General features: G+C 52.4%; 14 protein-coding genes, 1 rRNA gene and 1 riboswitch. Of the genes, 7 read left to right on the forward strand and 8 right to left on the reverse strand.

Features of this window, described 5'->3' with window-relative positions; all coding sequences use genetic code 11:
* Window position 1: 1 nt before the first annotated feature.
* From purK to RJP21_RS29655, 7 genes are all read right to left on the reverse strand, one after another.
* Window positions 2-1,183 (reverse strand): 5-(carboxyamino)imidazole ribonucleotide synthase, encoded by a 1,182-nt coding sequence (gene purK, locus RJP21_RS29625; protein WP_310862394.1) that lies wholly within the window; start codon window positions 1,181-1,183, stop codon window positions 2-4.
* On the reverse strand, window positions 1,180-1,665 hold the full coding sequence (purE, locus tag RJP21_RS29630; RefSeq protein WP_160045053.1) for a 5-(carboxyamino)imidazole ribonucleotide mutase: 486 nt from the start codon (window positions 1,663-1,665) through the stop codon (window positions 1,180-1,182). The genes purK and purE overlap by 4 nt, the downstream gene beginning before the upstream one ends.
* A 214-nt stretch (window positions 1,666-1,879) precedes the next feature.
* Window positions 1,880-1,981, reverse strand: a riboswitch (purine riboswitch).
* 199 nt (window positions 1,982-2,180) lie between these two features.
* Window positions 2,181-2,615 (reverse strand): universal stress protein, encoded by a 435-nt coding sequence (locus tag RJP21_RS29635; RefSeq protein ID WP_160045054.1) that lies wholly within the window; start codon window positions 2,613-2,615, stop codon window positions 2,181-2,183.
* Between the two features lie 204 nt (window positions 2,616-2,819).
* Window positions 2,820-3,083, reverse strand: a complete 264-nt coding sequence (locus tag RJP21_RS29640; RefSeq protein WP_160045055.1) for a DUF1294 domain-containing protein — start codon at window positions 3,081-3,083, stop codon at window positions 2,820-2,822.
* 130 nt (window positions 3,084-3,213) lie between these two features.
* Window positions 3,214-5,349: a DNA topoisomerase III gene (locus RJP21_RS29645; protein WP_310862395.1), complete on the reverse strand. Its 2,136-nt coding sequence runs from the start codon at window positions 5,347-5,349 to the stop codon at window positions 3,214-3,216.
* Window positions 5,350-5,524: 175 nt separating this feature from the next.
* On the reverse strand, window positions 5,525-5,665 hold the full coding sequence (locus tag RJP21_RS29650) for a hypothetical protein (protein ID WP_201452252.1): 141 nt from the start codon (window positions 5,663-5,665) through the stop codon (window positions 5,525-5,527).
* A gap of 45 nt (window positions 5,666-5,710) precedes the next feature.
* Window positions 5,711-6,463, reverse strand: coding sequence for an acyl-[acyl-carrier-protein] thioesterase (locus RJP21_RS29655; RefSeq protein ID WP_310862396.1), 753 nt, complete (start codon window positions 6,461-6,463; stop codon window positions 5,711-5,713).
* Window positions 6,464-6,732: 269 nt separating this feature from the next.
* Between RJP21_RS29655 and RJP21_RS29660 the strand changes: the two genes are divergently transcribed.
* The 7 genes from RJP21_RS29660 (at window position 6,733) to RJP21_RS29690 (ending at window position 14,170) form a co-directional block, all read left to right on the forward strand.
* The gene (locus RJP21_RS29660; RefSeq protein ID WP_310862397.1) at window positions 6,733-7,440 is read left to right on the forward strand and encodes a response regulator transcription factor; all 708 of its coding nucleotides are present in this window, start codon (window positions 6,733-6,735) and stop codon (window positions 7,438-7,440) included.
* Window positions 7,441-7,444: 4 nt separating this feature from the next.
* On the forward strand, window positions 7,445-8,674 hold the full coding sequence (locus tag RJP21_RS29665; protein ID WP_310862398.1) for a sensor histidine kinase: 1,230 nt from the start codon (window positions 7,445-7,447) through the stop codon (window positions 8,672-8,674).
* A gap of 614 nt (window positions 8,675-9,288) precedes the next feature.
* Window positions 9,289-10,569, forward strand: a complete 1,281-nt coding sequence (locus tag RJP21_RS29670) for an ArnT family glycosyltransferase (RefSeq protein ID WP_310862399.1) — start codon at window positions 9,289-9,291, stop codon at window positions 10,567-10,569.
* On the forward strand, window positions 10,544-11,296 hold the full coding sequence (locus RJP21_RS29675; protein ID WP_310862400.1) for a glycosyltransferase family 2 protein: 753 nt from the start codon (window positions 10,544-10,546) through the stop codon (window positions 11,294-11,296). Before RJP21_RS29670 ends, RJP21_RS29675 begins: the two co-directional genes overlap by 26 nt.
* Window positions 11,286-11,954 carry a DUF2304 domain-containing protein gene (locus RJP21_RS29680; RefSeq protein WP_310862401.1) on the forward strand — a complete coding sequence of 223 codons (669 nt, stop codon included), beginning with the start codon at window positions 11,286-11,288 and terminating at the stop codon, window positions 11,952-11,954. The genes RJP21_RS29675 and RJP21_RS29680 overlap by 11 nt, the downstream gene beginning before the upstream one ends.
* Window position 11,955: 1 nt before the next feature.
* Window positions 11,956-12,300, forward strand: coding sequence for an EamA family transporter (locus RJP21_RS29685; RefSeq protein ID WP_310862402.1), 345 nt, complete (start codon window positions 11,956-11,958; stop codon window positions 12,298-12,300).
* Between the two features lie 76 nt (window positions 12,301-12,376).
* Window positions 12,377-14,170 (forward strand): stalk domain-containing protein, encoded by a 1,794-nt coding sequence (locus tag RJP21_RS29690; protein ID WP_310862403.1) that lies wholly within the window; start codon window positions 12,377-12,379, stop codon window positions 14,168-14,170.
* An 839-nt stretch (window positions 14,171-15,009) separates the two neighbouring features.
* Here the strand turns inward: RJP21_RS29690 and rrf are convergent.
* Window positions 15,010-15,094: ribosomal RNA gene (rrf, locus tag RJP21_RS29695) — 5S ribosomal RNA — on the reverse strand; the annotation flags it as partial.

Consider the following 15,094-nt stretch of genomic DNA (forward strand, 5'->3'; position numbering starts at 1 on the left):
ATTATCCTTGCCTCCAAATATGAGTTTGTTCTACCCAATCCAGCGCATGCTGGACGTCTTTGCACAATACGTTGATATGGCCCATTTTGCGGCCGGTCTTGCTTTCAGTCTTTCCATATAAATGAAGCTTAGGCACGACGCCGAATTCGTTCAGCGAAGGATCCGAAACGCCTGCCAGCTTCACGGCTTCTTCCAAATGCTGTCCAAGCACATTCACCATGACGACCGGGCTGAGCAGCGTCGTATCGCCCAGCGGGAGGTTGCAAATCGCCCGGATGTGCTGCTCGAACTGCGAGGTGGCGCATGCTTCCATCGTGTAATGCCCGGAGTTGTGGGGACGCGGCGCGACTTCGTTGACGTACAGTCCGCCGTCCTCCGCCACGAACATCTCGACGGCCAGAAGTCCGGCCACGTTCAGGCTTTCCGCCAGCCGTTCCGCCAGCTTCCGCGCTTCCCGCTGAATGCTTTCCTCGACTCTTGCAGGGACGATCGACAGATGCAAAATACCGTTCACGTGAATGTTTTCCGATACGGGAAAGCTTTTGATTTCCCCTTTCGGGCTGCGAGCGGCGATAACGGAAATTTCGGCGGCGAAAGCGATAAACTTTTCCAAAACCAGCTCTCTCCCGGATGCCTCCAGCTCCCGGTATGCCGTCTCCAATTCGTCTGCCGTGCGAATAACCGCTTGCCCTTTGCCGTCATACCCTCCGGTTGCCGTTTTCAGCACGCAGGGGAGACCGAGCTCTCCGGCCGCGATGATCAGGCTTTGCAAATCGGTTACTTCGCGATAAGGGGCGACAGGAACGCCCGCCGCTTCGATCGCTTGTTTTTCGCGCAGCCGGTGCTGCGTCGTATACAGCAGAGCGCTGCCTTGCGGCACGTAGGATTCCCGTTCCAGCAGGGCGGCGACGCCCGCGTCGACGTTTTCGAATTCATACGTAATGACGTCCGACCCGGCAGCCAGCTTCCGCGCAGCTTCTTCATCGCCGTAGCCCGCTTCGATCTGCGGCGTCACCTGTCCGCACGGGGAATCGGGAGTCGGGTCGAGCGTTACGAACCGATAGCCCATCGCCGTTCCGGCGAGCGCCATCATCCGTCCAAGCTGCCCTCCGCCCAATACGCCGATCGTCGCCCCCGGAAGGAGCGTTTTCGCTTGAGGTTGGCTTTGCTGTACGCTGCTCATAACGAATCACTGCTTTCCAGCACTTCATTGCGGATGTGATCCCGCCGTGCCTGTACTCGGTTCTGGATCACAGGGTCCGATGCTCCGATGATTTGGGCCGCCAACAGTCCCGCGTTGGTCGCCCCGGCTTGCCCGATCGCTACCGTCGCCACCGGAATGCCACCAGGCATCTGCACGATCGACAGCAGCGAATCCAAGCCGTTCAGCGCTTTCGTCTGCACCGGCACGCCGATCACCGGCAGCACCGTTTTGGAAGCGACCATCCCCGGCAAATGCGCGGCTCCGCCTGCCCCGGCGATAATGACTTTAATCCCGCGCTGCGCGGCCTCCTCCGCATAGGAAAACATCAAATCCGGCGTGCGATGCGCGGAAACGACCTTTTTCTCATATGGAATGTTTAATTCATCGAGCACCATGCAAGCGTGCTGCATCGTTTCCCAATCCGATTTGCTGCCCATGATCACTGCAACCGATGCTGACATGTTTTCGACCTACTTTCTTTGTGGTTTTTGCCAAAGCGCGTGTGTCTTTAAAGTGAAGCGTTTGATCTAGTGAAAGCCGGAAAAGAACGAAAGGCCCGGTCCCAGGAAAATGTCGATTTTCAGGATACCGGACCATGTCAGGAATACGCAAGGCGCGCCGAAAAACTCGCGGGCAAAAAGACAGACGCCAAGACCGAAAAAAGGCCTTCAGCCTCTCCTAGCGGTATTCCCTCGTAGTCCGGAAATTTACGGTTTCCGGGTAGAAACTTCCGGGCCTTATCCCCGGCGTTATACGAGTCATTTTTAGTTGAAAATGGTTGATGATTGTCGAAGTCCACCGAATGAGGCGGCTTACACCTACAGTTTAACAATCCCCTACATCACATGTCAACTCAAACACGAACAATTGAATCAATAACGATTATAATGTTCGTTTTTTCGTCCATCCATCTAAAAAGCAAGCCAGCATACCGTTCGAATCCGGCACACTGGCTTACATTTTTCATATTTTCACTTTATTTGACCACAAGAACAGGTATGCGCGCATGCTGCACCACGTTATGGCTGACGCTGCCGAGCACGAATTCACGGATTCCGCCAAGTCCCCGGCTGCCGATGACGATTACGTCCGAATCATGATCTCCGGCATATTTCAAAATCGTTTCCGCAGGCGCGCCCTGAATGAGCTCCGTGCTGTAATTGACGCCCGCGTCGTTCAGCCGCTTCTTCGCTTCCTCGATCGTCTGTTCCGCAAGGTCGTAATAATCCTTGTTCACGGAGGCGGGAATCGGAGCGAGCCCCTCGCCGATAAACACGCGCGGAAAATCGAACACATGCACGACTTGGATAACCGAGCCGGGAACCGCTTGCGCGAGTTCCGCCGCGCGGTCGAGCGCCCGGTTGGAAGCTTTGGAACCGTCGTATGCCAGAAGGATTTTGGAGAATAACATGTGAACCCACCTCTTCTTTCTCTTTTTGTAGAACCGCCGCAACTTTGGCTAAAGCTTAAGTACCGTCCCTTTTTATTAAACCTTTAGACGAAAGAGTAAACTTTAGCGCAAGCGTTACGAGTCATAAAACTCCGCTACCGTTATAACAGAAAGAAAATGCGATGATGCCCGGCAAAATGCTGTTGCCTCCATTGAAGCCAAAACTCACCTTAAAAAGTAGGCGTAAAGAACGGCATTGATAAACAGCAGCAGAGGGATGCCGATTCGGAAGCTTAAATGGCGGGTTTTATGGCGTTTGCGGTACATGGCGATCCATACGCCAAGCGCCCCGCCGATGGCCGCCAGCAAAAACAGCGTTTTTTCCGGCACGCGGTCGCGCCTGTTTCTTGCCCTTTTCTTGTCTTCCGACATGACCAGGTAGCCCACTGCATTGATGAAAATAAACCATACCCAAAGGGCTGTTCTCACCCGGGCAACCACCTCCGTTCTTACTGCCTACTTCCATTATAAATCCGCGTTCGGGCGGAAACAATGGACAAACTCCAAACGATTCCGTGTTCCCTTGTCGCATACAGCCATTATGGATCAAAAACCTTCCTTATTTGCCGTCTTTCTGCTCCATGGCGGCCTTCAGCAGCTCACCCAGATTGGATACGGCCGCAGATTCTTGTTTGGCGTATTTTTCAACAAGCTTGCGCGCTTCTTTTTTGTTGACATGGTTATGGTCCTTATTGAGCGTTTCCGTAAAGCCGCAGGGCAGACACTGCACGTACATGCCGGCCTTGCCTTCCTTGAGCTCCATTTTTTTGTGGCATGTCGGGCAGCGGCGGTTCGACAGCCTTTTTTCGTCCGAACGGCGGTAGCCGCAGTCCTCGCTCGGGCATACCAACATTTTGCCGCGTTTGCCTTTTTTCTCGAGCAACCGGGTTCCGCACTGCGGACAGTGGCTGTTCGAGACGTTATGCGGCTTATAGCCTGCAGAGCTGTTTTTGACTTCGGACACCAATTCCTTGGACATTTTGCGAATGCCCTCGATAAACGGGTCGGGTTTGCCTTGGCCGCGGGCGATTTTTTCAAGCTCGGCTTCCCAGCGGGCGGTCAGTTCCGGCGTGCGCAGCTCGGGCGCCACCAGCTCGATCAGCTGTTTTCCTTTTCCCGTTGGATGCAGCAGGTTGCCTTGGCGTTCGATCGTGTCGGAGTTGATCAGCTTCTCGATGATGTCGGCCCGCGTTGCAGGCGTTCCAAGTCCATGCTTTTCCATCTGCGAGAGGAGGCTGGCTTCGGTGTAACGCTTCGGCGGAAGCGTTCTTCCTTTCTGGACGTGCACGCGCTGCACTTTCACCGAATCGCCCTCGCGAAGCTCGGGGAGCAATACCGGACTGTCGTCGTCATCCCCGTCGTTGTCGTCGTCGGACAAATCATCCGCATCCGCGCCGTACACTTCGCGCCAACCGGCATCCTTGATTGTGGTGCCTTTGACGTGAAGTTGCTCTCCTTCGACCTGCACGACCACGCTGACGTTGTCATAACGCGCAGGCGGATAAAACAGGCTGATAAACCGGCGCACGATCAAATCGTACAGCTTGCGCTCTTCCGTGCTTAACTGGTTCAGCAGCACCGTCTCTTCCGTCGGAATGATGGCATGGTGATCGCTGACCTTGGAATCGTCGACGATCCGTTTGGACGTTGGCAGGTTTTTGCGCAAAAGCGGACGGGCCAGCTGCGCATACGGGCCGACGGCCACGCTTTCCAGGCGTTCCTTCAGCGTGTGAACCATATCCGACGTTAAATACCGGCTGTCCGTTCGCGGGTAGGTGACCAGCTTATGCTGCTCGTACAGGCGCTGCAGCACGTTGGACGTCTGTTTCGCGGAAAAGCCGTATTTGCGGTTCGCGTCCCGCTGAAGTTCGGTGAGGTCGTAAGCAAGCGGATGCGGCTCGACCTTTTCCGATTTTTTTACTTGGGTTACTTTGCCGTATTGTCCTTCGAGCTTCTTTTTGATCGTATCGGTCTGCTGGCGTTCGAAGATGCGGGCGTCTCCGTTTTTGCCGCGCCAGGTTGCCGTGAAGCTGCCAAAATCCGCCTTCAGCGTATCGTATTCCTCCGAACGGAAGTTCACGATTTCATTTTCCCGGTTCATGATCATTCCCAGCGTCGGGGTCTGCACCCGCCCTGCGGACAGCTGCGCCCCGAATTTGACGGTCAATGCGCGCGTGACGTTCAGCCCGATCATCCAGTCCGCTTCGGCCCGGCAGCGCGCCGACTCGTACAAACGGTCGAACTGGTTGCCCGGACGCAGCGAAGCAAACCCCTCCTTGATCGCTTTATCGGTTTGCGAGGAAATCCACAGGCGCTGGAACGGTTTGTTCCAGTGGGACATTTTCATGATCCACCGGGCCAAAAGCTCTCCTTCGCGCGCCGCGTCGGTGGCGATGATCAGCTTGTTCACGTCCTGGCGTTTGGTCAGCGACTGCACGATCTTGAACTGATGGCTGGTTTCACGAAGCACCTTCAGCTTCATCGTTTTCGGCAAAATCGGCAAATCCTCCAGGTTCCAAGTTGCGTACTTATGGTCGTAATCTTCGGGTTCGGCAAGGCCGACCAAATGCCCCAGCGCCCAAGTCACGATATATTGTGGGCCTTCAAAATATCCCTTATGCTTTTCCCTGCTGCCCATCACCCGCGCAATTTCGCGAGCCACGGACGGTTTTTCGGCTAATACGAGCGATTTCATTATGTATCCACCCTTTCTTCCGTCCTATTATAACATTGATTGCGGCTGCGAATGCAAAGGGGACGATTCCTGATCGATTCGGTTCAAATCGTGAAAACAACAAAAATCCCCTCAGTGGGCATCACGTCCGGTGACGGTACCTTTCTGAAGGGATTTAGGGTGGTGCAGTGTGCGCCTAATCCTGTTCCTGCTTCGGAATCTCGTTCAGGCTCGGCGGAAATTTAGCAGCTTTATCCGGATGCAGCGTTACGTTTTCCTCTTTCCTGCTCGCTCGATTTTGCTGGTTGTTGATTTTGAGCGGTTTACGATGCGGCATGCTTATCCCCCCTTACCGTTTAGCCATCCCCTGATCCAAGCCGAATTATCCATCGCTGCGGTCCGTTTCTTTTAATAGAAGGTATGCGTCAAAATAATGCGTTCCGTCCGCTGCTTGTCCGCTTACATATAGGCGGCCGTCCGCCACCTCGGACCTCTTGACCTGAATTTCATCGCCCAAACGGGCTTCGTGATGATACGTGATTCGGAATCCCGCGCACGTGAGGCCGGCAAGCTCATCCTTGGTTAACGTGTCCATGCACAGATCGGCATAACGGGCGTTGTTCAAATGCAGATTGGCGTCAATCCCGCTGTAACGGACCACGGCCCGGTACGCGTCCCGAAGGGCGATATCCTCCGGAATGGCGACTTTATCCGGTGTTTCACCGGCAGAGTCCTCTTCATTGATATAGACGTCAAACGGGAATTTGGAAGGTCTCAGCATTCTCCGCTTTTGAATGTCGACCAGCGCCCAGATGCTGCATGCTTCAGCAATGATCTCACCGCCGGCATAGATCCGGAAATCCCGCTGCCACAGCGCCCCCTTCGGTCCTTTATTCCAGGTCTCGATCGCGATCTCCTCCAGCGCCTTCGGCATCCGGCCGATGCGCAAATCCATGGTTATCAGCATCCAGCCCATGCCCGCTTCGATCATCTGGTCTCTCGTCGCCCCTAGCTGCTCCAGATCGGCATCGGCTGTTCTCTGTGCTAATGACAGGAGCACTGACAGTCTTGCCTCGGATTTGTAATCGATGTCGTTGGAATGAATCAGATAGGTTTCCGTCCACTTGTTGCCCATGGTTTTCTCTCCCTTTTGAGTAAAAATTGCATGTACACCTGCGCGTACCTTTTTCGTTTTCGGAATTTCCCCTCATGATTACGGCCTGACTCAAGTCTTCTTTATGTATAATAAGCATTGGAATGCTTATCCTAAAGCCACATCAACAACCGGGAAATTAAGCAAATGTTAAGAAATTCATGCCCTCTATGTTAAGGGTTCCGGTTTATAATTCTATACATACAGCATACTCCTAGTCTTTATATTATTCAAAGAGGTGTAAATACCGCATGTCCAGAGAATCCATCCTGCTTGTTGATGATGAAAAAGAAATCATTGAGCTCATTGAAATTTATCTTAAAAATGAAGGGTATGTTCTATATAAAGCGTCCAACGGCTTGGAAGCCTTGGACATTCTGCGCAGCCATCCGGTGGATCTGATCATTCTCGATGTCATGATGCCCCGAATGGACGGAATTCAAGCATGCATGAAAATCCGCGAGGAGAACAATACGCCGATCATTATGCTGTCGGCGAAAAGCCAGGATATCGACAAAATTTCCGGCCTCAGCATCGGTGCCGACGATTATGTGACCAAGCCGTTTAATCCGCTGGAACTGGTCGCAAGGGTCAAATCGCAGCTCCGCAGGTACAAGCATTTAAACTACCGCGGCACTCCCGCCGAAGACGAGATCGTCATCGACGACTTGGTGATCAACATCGCAACGCATACCGTGACGGTGGATGACCAGGAGGTGAAGCTGACGCCCCGCGAATTTGAAATTTTGAAACTGCTTGCGATCAATCAGGGAATCGTGCTCAGCATGGATAAAATTTACGAAGAAGTGTGGAACGAACCGTTCATGGAATCAAAAAACACAGTGATGGTCCATATTCGCAAGCTCCGCGAAAAGATCGAAAAAGACTCCCAGCATCCCGCTTACATTAAAACCGTCTGGGGCATCGGCTATAAAATGAAATCGGCGAAGGAGGTGTAACGCCATGAACACCAAGGTATATATCGGCATACGTTGGAAGTTCCTTGCGATTTTCATCGGTTGTACCGGACTGACGCTGCTGTTCGTGCTGCTCGGTTGGCTGCTTGCCTCCTATTTGATCACGTATTCGCCCTATAACCGACCCCTCATCTGGGTGATCAACCATATCGGTTCCAAGACCACAGGCGTCGTATTCGGGGTTAGCTTTTTTGCGTTTCTCTATATAACAGCCACCCGGCCGCTCGTTCGTTACGCGAAGGAACTTGCCGCTGTCCTGAAGGACATGGCAAGCGGCAGATTTCACGCTTCCACTGATGTAAAAACCGCCGATGAGCTTGGTACCATCGCAGGAAACATCAACAGCTTATCCGAACAGGTGCACTCCTATCTCGATGAAATAAATCACGGGTTGACCGAAATCGCTCAGGGGCATTTTGATTATCAAATCCCGGTCAGGGAGAATCATGATCTCGGCCGGATTGCGGACAGCATCAATGCGATGAGCGAACAGCTAAACCATTCGATTCAGGAAGAGCGAAACGCCGAAAAAACGAAAAACGATCTGATTACAGGCGTTTCCCATGACCTGCGAACCCCGCTGACCTCCATTCTCGGTTTTCTGGAAATCATCGATAAGGATCGTTATACCGATGAGGTGGAGCTCCGTTACTACATGAATATAGCTTATGAAAAATCGCTCAGCCTCAAAAAACTCGTCGACGATCTTTTCGAATACACCCGGATCAACAACGGCTTGCCCCTTCATCTGCGTGAACTGGATGTGGTCGGGTTCTTCCGGCAGCTGGCCGAGGAGTTCGTTCCCAGTTTGGATAAGGCGGGCATGACGCTTCAACTCCATGCACCGGAGCAGCCGGTGACGATACGAGCCGACGGGGATCATTTGGTGCGGGCTTACGAAAACCTGATTTCCAATGCGATCAAATACGGAAACAGCGGCAAGTATATCGACATTTACATTGCTCAAGAGGACGGGCAAGTCAGCGTGCGCATCTGCAACTATGGAGAACCGATTCCAAAACGGGATCTTCCGTATATATTCGAACGCTTCTACCGCGTCGAAAAATCGCGTTCCAAAGCCACCGGCGGCACCGGGCTCGGGCTGGCCATCACGAAAAGCATCATCGAGGTACACGGAGGACAAATCTCCGTGGAAAGTTCTACCAAGCAAACCGTATTTGAAACCCGTTTCCCCGTTCCGGCTGCGTCTGCTTAGCGGTTTTTTCCATACGTTACAAGGCAAATAGCCGCCTCCCCGTGTGAGGAGTGCGGCTATTTTCTTTCCTATTTTCTTTCCTTTTTCGCTTCCTTCTCTTTCTCTTCCTTACGTTTCTCTGAACGCATTCGCTTTTTTCTGATGATTAAACCATGCATAACATGGAACTAGTCGACAGAGCACCTTAAGTGCTGCGGGCCGGTTCGTCAACCGGCAGGAATACACCGACTCTAGGATACATCCCCCTGCCGGCAGAAAGATAGATCTGCTTGTAGCGGATTGGAACGAGTTCTCCCGAGCTTTCCGTTCGGGCTAAGCAAGCTCAAAAGCCGTTCCCGCCGTCAGGCGGGAGTTTTTTTCGTTTATATCGATTTTTTGACACAACACTATTCCTCCGGTTTAGCCGGCAAACCCTTTGGCGATTTTCCGGAACCTGTCCGTAAGAGTTGAACGAAGACACATTTTTAACAGAAAAACTTAAGCGTTTGTTAAGCATTTGGGTAGGCTCCCATTAAGAAGTCTCCGGTATTCTTGGATTCAGCAAAAGGACATTAAGTATCGGACGCATCCCCTGTACATAACATGTCCATCCAGGAAGGAGTAAGAAATCCCGAATGAACACGAATATTTCGAAGCTTTCACCCACTTATAAAAAGCCGCTGTTTATGATGCTGGTTCTTCTGATTTTTGCACTGGCAACGTACTTGCGGCTCGATTTCCTGGTCTCGGTGAACCACCATGTTTCGCACGACACCATAAATTACGATGCCACGGTCCGGCAGCTTCTGGAAAAAGGCATTTACGCCTACAAGGACACCCAGCCGAACGCCCAGGTTACCCCGGGGTACCCGCTGTTCATGGCAGCTGTGTACAAGCTTGTGGATTATCAGCACCATGACCCGTTCCCATACATTCGGTATATCCAGGTCGGTCTTAGTCTGGCGACGTTGTGGCTAATGTATGCAACTGCACGCAAGCTGGCCGGTTCAACGGTATCCGTGATCGTATTGCTCGTCAGCAGCGTATATCCGCCGTTTATCTGGAGCAACGGTGCTGTCCTGACCGAAACGCTGGCCTGCTTCTTTCTCGTTCTCTATATCCGCCTGCAGCTCACTGCCTTTGAGAAAAAGACGCGAACCCTCGCTCTGCTTAGCGGAATCGCCCTGGGCTTGCTGGTACTGACCCGGTCGGAGTTTCTGATCCTGATCGCGCCGGTGTATGTGTTTCATTTTCTATGGAAAAAAGAACTCCGTCTCACGATAAAGCTGCTTCTGTTCACCTGTATCGGAATGGGCATCGTCCTCTCGCCTTGGGTGATCCGCAACATGGTATCCCTGCACGAGGTTGTCATTGCTTCGACCCAGGTCAATCCGTTTGCAGCCGGAACTTATCCGAATAAAAACTACGAAGACGGCCTGGTGGACCGCCATGGGAAAACCCAGATGGAAGTCGCCAAGGAGCGGTTGAAAGTCGGCTTTACGCAGCACACGTGGCAGTTCGTGAAATGGTACACCGTCGGCAAGCTCAAGTACATCTATTCTAATATGTACTTCGGCAGCGGCCATAAACCGTTATACCGCGTGCTTCCGAGCCCGCTGGGCAGCCTGCTGCATGTGGCGGTCGTTTGGTTCTGTCCGCTGGCTTTGATCGCTTCACTCAGGAAGTGGAGGCAGCCGTTGACGCTGCTTACGCTGATCTTGGCGGTCATGACGGTCACTCGCCTGGCTTTTGTGCCCGAGTACCGCTACAACTACACCGCCATGCCGCTGATTATTACGATAGATGCGGTGATCGGAGCCGCAATCCTCCGCTGGCTATGGACTAAGCTAGACCAACCATCATCCAATTCGCAGAAAGGGGACGTTTCCCATGCCGAGACGAACGGAAATTCATAAACCATCCCTCAAGATTCTCGTCATCGTGCCTGCCTATAACGAAGCCGAGGGTATCGCACAGGTGATCAAGCGGCTTCACGAGGACACGCCCTACGCGGATGTGCTCGTCATCAACGACGGGTCAAGCGACGCCACCGGACAGATTGCCCGGGCGGCCGGCGCCAATGTCATCGACCTGACCTGCAACCTAGGCATCGGGGGCGCGGTGCAAACCGGCTACCGCTACGCGGCGGAGCATCATTACGACTTCGCCGCGCAGATTGACGGCGACGGGCAGCATAATCCGCGCGATCTGAGCCGGCTTCTGTCCGCCATGCACGATACGGATGCCGACATGGTGATCGGCTCCCGTTTTATTACCAAGCAAGGCTTTCAATCCACCTTTGCCCGCAAAATGGGCATCGGTCTGCTGTCAGCCCTTCTGAGCCGGTTGACCGGAAGGACCGTTACCGACCCTACCTCAGGTTACCGCTTGTGCGGAAGAAGGGCCATCTCCCTGTTTGCAAGGGAATATCCGGCCGACTATCCCGAGGTGGAGGCGCTGATGCTGCTCTACAACCGGGAGCTGTCCTTTGCCGAAATCCCGGTCGTCATGAATGAGCGGCAGGGCGGCGTGTCTAGCATATCGGCGCTAAAGTCCGTGTATTACATGTCCAAGGTCATCCTGTCCGTCCTGCTCATGAAAACGATGAAAAGGAAAGCGTGGGAAAACCTCTATGAATCTTAATATTTACTTCATCAGTTTTTGCATCAGCCTGGCGTTTGCCGGCACGATCCTGGTTTTGATCCGCAAGCGCAAGCTGCGGGAGCAGTACGCGCTGCTTTGGCTCCTGATGAGCGCCATCATGATGGCGCTGTCCCTGTTTCCGTCCTTGCTCGACGTAGTCGCGCAGTGGATTCATATTTATTATCCCCCGTCCCTGCTTTATTTTCTATGCGTGGTGGCCGTGCTGTTCATTCTGCTCCATTTGACGATGGCCGTCTCTTCCCTCACGCACCGGGTTATTGTGCTGACCCAAACGTTAGCGCTGCAAGAGCAGCGCATCAAGAAGCTCGAAGCTGAGGCCGCAGCGATGCCGATAGATAAGGCCGGTAATCCGGACGAGGGGATGGAGGGTTCTAATCCGGCACCTCTTAATCGAGATGATGATTTTACCAATAAGCATGAGCTGCTGTCTATCGAAAATCCTGTTGAGAATCGACTTCATTGTGCTTCGACCGATCCGCTCGATACAAACCATGAGCTTCTTCTTAAAGTTACAAACCAAGCAGCGGAACCGTCACTCAGGCAGTTACGTTACCGGTCCGATGATCAGGCTTATAGCCGGTCTGTTCAGCCTTCTCAGATTTCCTCCGACGACCGGATGGCGGAGGTGATTCGTTAACATGGCCTACCTGATGGTTTTGCTCAACATCATCCTCCTCGTCGCCGGGCAGATTGTTTGGAAAATCGGTCTGCAGCAGCAGGGGGGCATCCACATCGGCAATTTTTTTTCAGTCCTGTTCTCGCCATGGATCCTGCTCGGAATTGCGCTTTACGCCTTGGCCACAGGGCTGTGGTTCGTCGTGTTGTCACGTCTGCCTTTAAGTCTGGCCTACCCTTTGCAGAGCCTGGCTTACGCGGTCGGCATTTTTGCCGCCTGGTATATCTTCGGCGAGAGCGTCCCGCTGAACCGCTGGATCGGGGCCGCCGTTATTGTGCTGGGAGCGGTGATTATCGCCGCAAAATGAAGGCCATCGCTTGGTATTCTCGGAGTATTTTTTGAATTTTGTCCAATTACAATTCATAAAGGAGTTATATACTAACATGAAGATCCAAAAAGCCGTTCTACTTACCGCCTCAATTTTGCTGGCCTCCGACGAGGTATCTCCAGTTTTCGCAGAAGTCTCACAAGAAGAGTCTGCCTCCGCCTCACTTGCGAACCAGAACCCCGCAACGGTTATCTATCTAAACAGCAACCGGATCCAAAATAACGGGGCTACCTATACCTTAAGCCGCTCCTCGGTGGTGAAGCGAGGGGTTACCTATGTCAGCCTCCGCTCCCTCGCCGGGTTCCTGGGTTTTAAGGTCACCTATCAAGCTGCCGACAAAAAAATCAGCGTCTCCGCAAACGGTACGGAAGCCCAGTACCGGATACATACGAAAACGTACGATGTCAACGGAAGCCGGCAAATGATGAGTGGCGAAGCCTACGAGGACCGCGGTGTCCTGATGGTTCCGCTCACCTCGCTGACGGCCGCTTTTAAGATCCCATATACGCTCGCGGGAAACCAAATCACACTGTATCCCGGCGGCTTGAATTCAGGCTCGGGTTCCGGATCCGGCGCGGAAACGCCGACAGAAACACCTAAAAACGAAGCACCGAATGCTTATTTTAGAACGGATAAAGATCAATACCGGATCGGCGAACCGGTGACCTTCTATGATGAGAGTACCGATGACGAAGATGCGATTACCAGCCGCGAATGGGTGAACAACGAACCCGCCTTCTTCGAAGCAGGCATGGTTGACATCAAGCTCACGGTGACCGACAAACACGGGCTAACCTCGACATACAGCAAACGGATTGAAATTACAAACGACGTGATGTACAGCAAGGAAGAATACGCCAAGCGCTTCGGCCCACCAGGCAGTACTTTCGAAATTGGCGGCAAGGCGATTTTATCCTATAAGGCACTGCCGTATGCTTACAAGACTGAGCCGTATACTTTGTTCCGCACCAGCGGACCGGAAACGGTCAATCAGGAAGGAATTCTGTATCGGGATACCATTTCCGGGCCGACCCGCCTGATGGTGCATCACAAAAACAACCTCAGCACCAAAGCGCGATTTTACCTGATTGCCACCAATCGGAATGACACGGATGTATCGATTCAGGTTGAGCATGTTGGCTTCGCCGGACCATCACCATACCCTGAGTTGTCCGGGCGGCTGGCCGGATCAAGGTATTTGGAGTCCACACTGACCGAAAACGCCCGGCCAAGTCAGCAAATTGCACCTGGTGAAAGCGTGGCCCTTTTCCCTGAGCTAAATGCCAATGCCGCTCCTCCCGGAGACATCGTCTCGATGAACGCCGATCTGACCAGTGACGGGCCGATTGAATACACCATGGTGATGGTCCGGGCGGATCAAGACCCGATTGCGGTTTTGCCCTCCCTGCCTGACTTGAACCCATTCGAGTCGATCGTCCGGGGAACATTCGCGGATTCTACCCGTGTGTTCACGTTTGACGGTAAAGTTGGACAAGAGCCGGAGCGCCTGCCGCTCACCGATAACACCACGGATCCTTTTCAGCAGGGAATGGATGGGATACTGAACAGCGTTGCCATCAACTCCGGCAATTACGGCGTCCTGTATAAAATCATCCTGAACCATGTCGAGCCGAACACGCTCATCGCCTTCAATCCGCGCGGCGGAAGGTACTTGGGCTCAGCGAGGGTGAATGACCGGGTCGTCGATATCAAGCATAACGACCCCTCCCAGAACAACGCCACCGTGCTGTACCGAACGAAGGACCAGGAGGAAAAGGTGGAAATCTGGCTGTCCCCGGCCTCTGGCAGCAACCTGCCGTTTACTCTGCTGTTTCTGCCCATATCGTAGTCATGGAAAAAGCCCGTCGCAGCATTAATGGACTGACCTCGTAATGTGAGACAAATTAAAAACACCTTCAAGTGAAAGGAACCATGTCGTAAGATGTGGAGGACAACTTGGAGGTGTTTTTGCTTTGGTGACACGAGTTAGTTACCCTGTAGAAGTGAAAATGCAGACGATTAAAATGAGATTAGCAGGTATTCCGGTGAAGAAGGTCATGGACGAGCTAGGGATCAGGAATGTAACTCAACTTTAAGTTTGGATGTCGTGGTATCGTAATAGGGAACTTCATCGGCTTGAGCAGCCTGTAGTTTAGCAGTACAGCTTTGGAAAAGGTCCTGAGTACGCCTCAGAACTCGAACAAGTAAAGGCTGAGAATCGTTGTTATCTGAAACAACAGCTGTAGTTGCTAAAAAAGTACAAGGAATTGGAGAGAAGGTGTCATCAGAGGCTAGTAGCCTGGATGGAATCTATTCGAGGAGAAGTGTCCGTAAAGTTAGCGGTTCAGATCATCCATACATCATGAAACATCGCTGAAGTGTATCATCAAACGCTTTCAACTAAAGTTACTCACAATGTGGATATCATATTAGACAGGGAACGATACGATCCTTCAAATTACGTATTAAAAGTCATTCTGTGTATTATGGGGATTATTTTGTGAATTTGTGGAGAACTTTTTGTGAAAATCTACAAAATTACAAAAATCGATTGTTTTTTCTGTGCATAACTCTATTTTCCAATATAAAAAGAGAGAGAATTGTGGATGAAATTTTCCGGATTCAAAAAGATATCCACAAATAGGGATAAAAAAACCACCGTCGATTATACATCAACAGTGGTCCTTCGCTTGGCGGCGTCCTACTCTCCCAGGACCCTTCGGTCCAAGTACCATCGGCGCTGGAGGGCTTAACGGTCGTGTTCGGGATGGGT

Origin of the sequence: Paenibacillus sp. VCA1 (assembly GCF_031583795.1) — a bacterium.
In the GTDB taxonomy this organism is placed as follows: domain Bacteria; phylum Bacillota; class Bacilli; order Paenibacillales; family Paenibacillaceae; genus Paenibacillus_AQ; species Paenibacillus_AQ albilobatus.